At 70.4% G+C, this 4,022-nt stretch carries 4 protein-coding genes; all 4 read left to right on the forward strand.

From position 1 onward, the window contains the following. A partial coding sequence (locus tag AX685_RS06175; protein ID WP_066486518.1) for a cbb3-type cytochrome c oxidase subunit I occupies positions 1 to 1,869 on the forward strand: 1,869 nt, incomplete at its 5' end. Then, positions 1,866 to 2,273, forward strand: coding sequence for a hypothetical protein (locus tag AX685_RS06180; protein WP_231738610.1), 408 nt, complete (start codon positions 1,866 to 1,868; stop codon positions 2,271 to 2,273). The genes AX685_RS06175 and AX685_RS06180, both read left to right, overlap by 4 nt. Then, positions 2,270 to 2,827 (forward strand): cytochrome c oxidase assembly protein, encoded by a 558-nt coding sequence (locus AX685_RS06185; RefSeq protein WP_231738612.1) that lies wholly within the window; start codon positions 2,270 to 2,272, stop codon positions 2,825 to 2,827. Before AX685_RS06180 ends, AX685_RS06185 begins: the two co-directional genes overlap by 4 nt. Continuing rightward, on the forward strand, positions 2,824 to 3,909 hold the full coding sequence (locus AX685_RS06190) for a c-type cytochrome (protein ID WP_066486522.1): 1,086 nt from the start codon (positions 2,824 to 2,826) through the stop codon (positions 3,907 to 3,909). The genes AX685_RS06185 and AX685_RS06190 overlap by 4 nt, the downstream gene beginning before the upstream one ends. Positions 3,910 to 4,022 lie beyond the last annotated feature (113 nt).

A 4,022-nucleotide genomic window follows, 5' to 3' on the forward strand; every position in this document is an offset into this window, starting at 1 on the left:
CTGTTCGCGTTCCCGCCGCTGATCGCCGGGGACATCTTGTTCGAGATGGAGCGGCTGCTCGGCTGGCCGTTCTTCGACGCGGCGAAGGGCGGCGACGCGATCCTGTGGCAGCACCTGTTCTGGATCTTCGGCCACCCGGAGGTCTATATCGTCTTCCTCCCCTCGATCGCGCTGTTCGCGATGATGGTGCCGACCTTCGCGCAGCGCCACCTGCTGGGCTATCCGTGGATCGTGCTGGCGGCAGTGGGAACGGCGTTCCTGTCGTTCGGTCTGTGGGTGCACCACATGTTCACCACCGGGCTGCCCAAGATCAGCCTGGCGTTCTTCTCCGCCGCGTCCGAAGCGGTGGCGATCCCCACCGGCATCCAGATCTTTGTGTTCATCGCCACGATGTGGGCCGGGCGCGTCACCTGGTCGACGCCGCTGCTCTATGCCTTCGGTTCGATCGCGATCTTCGTCGTCGGCGGGCTGACCGGGGTGATGGTGGCGATCGCGCCGTTCGACTGGCAGGCGCACGACACCTATTTCATTGTCGCGCACCTGCATTACGTGCTGATCGGCGGGACGCTGATCCCGCTGATGGGCGGGCTGTATTATTACTGGCCGCTCATCACCGGAAAGAAGCTGTCCGACCGGATCGGGCGCACCGCCTTCTGGTTCCAGTTCGTCGGCGCGAACCTGACGTTCTTCCCGATGCATTTCTCCGGACTGATGGGGATGCCGCGGCGCGTGTTCACCTATCCGGCGGAGCTGGGGGTGGGCGGGCTGAACATGGCGTCGACGATCGGGTCATACGTGTTCGCGGTCGGCGTGCTGCTGGTGTGCGTCGACCTGGCGCGCAGCCCGTGGCGGCAGAAATCGCCGCGCAACCCGTGGAACGCCGGCACGCTGGAATGGCTGGCGCACCCTGATGACGAGGATTGGGGCATCCGCTCCGTCCCGCTCATCACCAGCCGCTATCCGATCTGGGACCAGAAGAACTTCGTGCGCAACGTCGACGAAGGGCGCTTCTTCCTGCCCGATGCGCAGGAGGGGCGGCGCGAGACGATCATCACCAGCGTGCTCGACGCGCGCCCGGTGCAGGTGATCCGGCTAGGCACGCCCAGCGCCAAGCCGATGGTCACCGCCGTCGCGCTGGGCAGCGTGTTCATCCTGACCACCTATCACCTCTATTGGGCGGCGCTGGCGGGGGCGGTGGCGACGCTGGCGATGGTGCTGTGGTGGCTGTGGACCGGCACCGCGGAAATCCCGGAGAAGGAAGAGAAGTCGATCGGCCACGGGCTGACGGTGCCGCTCTATTGCTCCGGCGGGTCGTCGGCGGGGTGGTGGGCGATGTTCATCACGATGATGGCGGATGCGACGGCCTTCTCGGGCCTCGTCTTCGGCTATTATTTCTTCTGGACCCGTCATGACGATTTCCCGCCGGGCGGCCCGGGGCTGGACGGGCCGGGGGCGTTCTGGCCGATGGTGGCGCTGGCGGTCACGCTGGCGTCCTGGGTGATGACGGTCGTGGCGCGCGAGTTGAACGCGCGCGGCGCGGAGGGAGCGGCGCGCGGGCTGCTGGGCGCGGGCGCGATCGCGTCGCTGGCGGCGATCGGTGCGGGGCTGGCGGGGCCGATGACGACGGGGCTGGAACCCTCGCTCCACGTCTATCCCGCGATCGTGTGGACGCTGGTGATCTGGACCGTCGCGCACAATGGCGTCGGCGCGATCATGCAGCTTTACACGCTGGCGCGCAGCATCGCCGGGCGGATGACCCCGCGCTACGACGCCGATGTCCGCAACATCACCGTCTATCACCATTTCATGGCGCTGACCGCGATCGTCACCTACGCCACGATCGGGCTGTTTCCGGGGGCGGGATCGTGAAAAACGAGAGTCCCCACGGCAATCGCCCCCGCGGCCTGCGCGCCCGCATCCTGGCGCTGCGCGTCACCTTGTGGACGCTGATCGTCCCGCCGACCGTCTGGGCGGTGCATTTCCTGTTCTGTTACCTGTGGGTGTCGGTCAGCTGCGCGAAGCTGGGGCAGTTCCCGCGCTTCACCACCGCGTTCGTGATCGGCACGGGCGCGGCGCTGGCGATCATCGTCGCGGCCGGCGCGATCGCCTGGGTCCAGTCGCGCACCCCCGGCGACCCGCCCCCGCATGATGAGGGCACGGATATCGACCGGCTGCGCTTCATCGCCAAGTCGACACTGCTGCTGGCGGGGCTGAGCTTCGTCGCGGTGGTGTTCACCGCCGCGCCGGCGCTGATGCTGACGGACTGCCGGTGAGCGCGGCGGGCTGGATCGTCGCCGCGCTGTCGGCGGTGCTGGCGGTCGCCGGGCTGGGGATGACCGGGCATATGATGGCGCATATGGCCGCCGTCGCGATCGCCGCGCCGCTGATCGCGCTCGGCGCGCCAGCGCGCGGCGGATCGGCGGGCGCGCCGCTGGGCTGGGCGATGGCGGAGTTCGCGATCGTCTGGGCGTGGCACGCGCCCGCGCTGCGCGCGCTGGCCGACGCGCATCTCGCGGTCGCGCTGGTCGAACAGGCGCTGTTTCTGGGCGTCGGCATCGCGCTGTGGCGATCGGCGCTGGCGCAGCCGGCGGCGGGGGTGGCGGCGCTGTTGGTCACGTCGATGCACATGACGCTGCTGGGCGTGCTGATCGGGCTGGCGGGCCGGCCGCTGTACATGATGATGGCGATGCACCCCGCACCGGGGCTGGACGCGCTGGCCGACCAGGCGCTGGGCGGGGTGGTGATGCTGGTGGTGGGCGGCGCGAGTTACTGCCTGGGCGGGCTGTGGCTGCTCGGCACGATCCTGAAAGGACGCAGGGCGGCATGACGATCCGGCTGACGTGGAAGCGTATCGCGGCCGTCCTGGCGGGGCTGGCGGCGGCGGGGCTGCTGTTCGCCTGGTCGGGCATCTTCAACATCGCCGCCTCGTCCGGGCATTGGGCGATCAGCGACTGGTTCCTGCACTGGACGATGCGCAATTCGGTGAAGACCCACGCCTGGTTCGATTCACCCGAGGATGTGATCGCCACCGACGGCCAGCTGGTCAGCGCGGCGGGGCATTTCGCCGCCGCCTGCGCCACCTGCCACGGCGCGCCGGGGCAGCGCCCGTCGCCGGTGATGCAGAAGGCGACGCCGCCCGCGCCCGACCTGACCGACGCGGCGCTGAAGGACAAATGGACCGACGCGCAGTTGTTCTACATCCTGCGCCACGGGGTGAAGTTCACCGGGATGCCCGCCTGGGGCGCGGCGGGCCGCGACGACGAGATCCGGCGGATGGTCGCGTTCCTGCGCCGCCTGCCGGCGCTGTCGCCCGCGCAATATCGCGCGCTCAGCGGGATGGCGACGGGGGCGGGCACCACCGACCCGCGCGCGCTGGGCGGCGATGTGCTGGCGGGCTGCGTCGCGTGCCACGGCGCCGACGGGCGCGGGCGCGGGCAGGGCGACATACCGGTGCTGGGCGGGCAGGACCCGCGCTATCTGGAACGGGCGCTGCGCGATTACGCGAGCGGCGCGCGCGCCAGCGCGGTGATGGCCAACGCTGCCGCGACGCTGACGCCGGAGGACCGGCGCGCGCTGGCGCGGCATTTCGCGGCGCTTCCGGGGCTGGGCGACGCCGTTCCCGCCGGTGGCGACGAGCGTGTGCGCACGATCGTGACGCGCGGTCTGCCCGAACGTCAGCTGCCCGCCTGCGCCGGCTGTCACGCGCCGGGCAAGGCGCAGCCGGTGCTCGCCGGGCAGCGCGCATCCTATCTGGCGCAGCGGCTGCGGCAGTGGCGGCACGACGACAAGACGATCGACGCGCGCCAGCCGCAGGACGCGATGGCGGTAATCGCGCGGCGCATCCCGGACGACATGGTCGAGCCGCTCGCGCGCTATTTCGCGGGGGCCGAGGCGCCGCTTCGGCGCTAGGCCGATCCTCTCTCCAACCAAACGTCATCCCGGCGAAAGCCGGGATCTCCCGGAGATGGCGCGCCGCAGGAGCCGCATGAGGCCCCGGCCTTCGCCGGGGCGACGTGTCGTGC

It is taken from the genome of Sphingomonas sp. CCH9-F2, assembly GCF_001556735.1.
Lineage (GTDB): Bacteria > Pseudomonadota > Alphaproteobacteria > Sphingomonadales > Sphingomonadaceae > Sphingomonas > Sphingomonas ginsenosidimutans.

Coding starts and splice junctions, on each gene's coding strand:
- AX685_RS06190 (WP_066486522.1), top strand. CDS start 2,824: ATGACGATCCGGCTGACGTGGAAGCGTATCGCGGCCGTCCTGGCGGGG.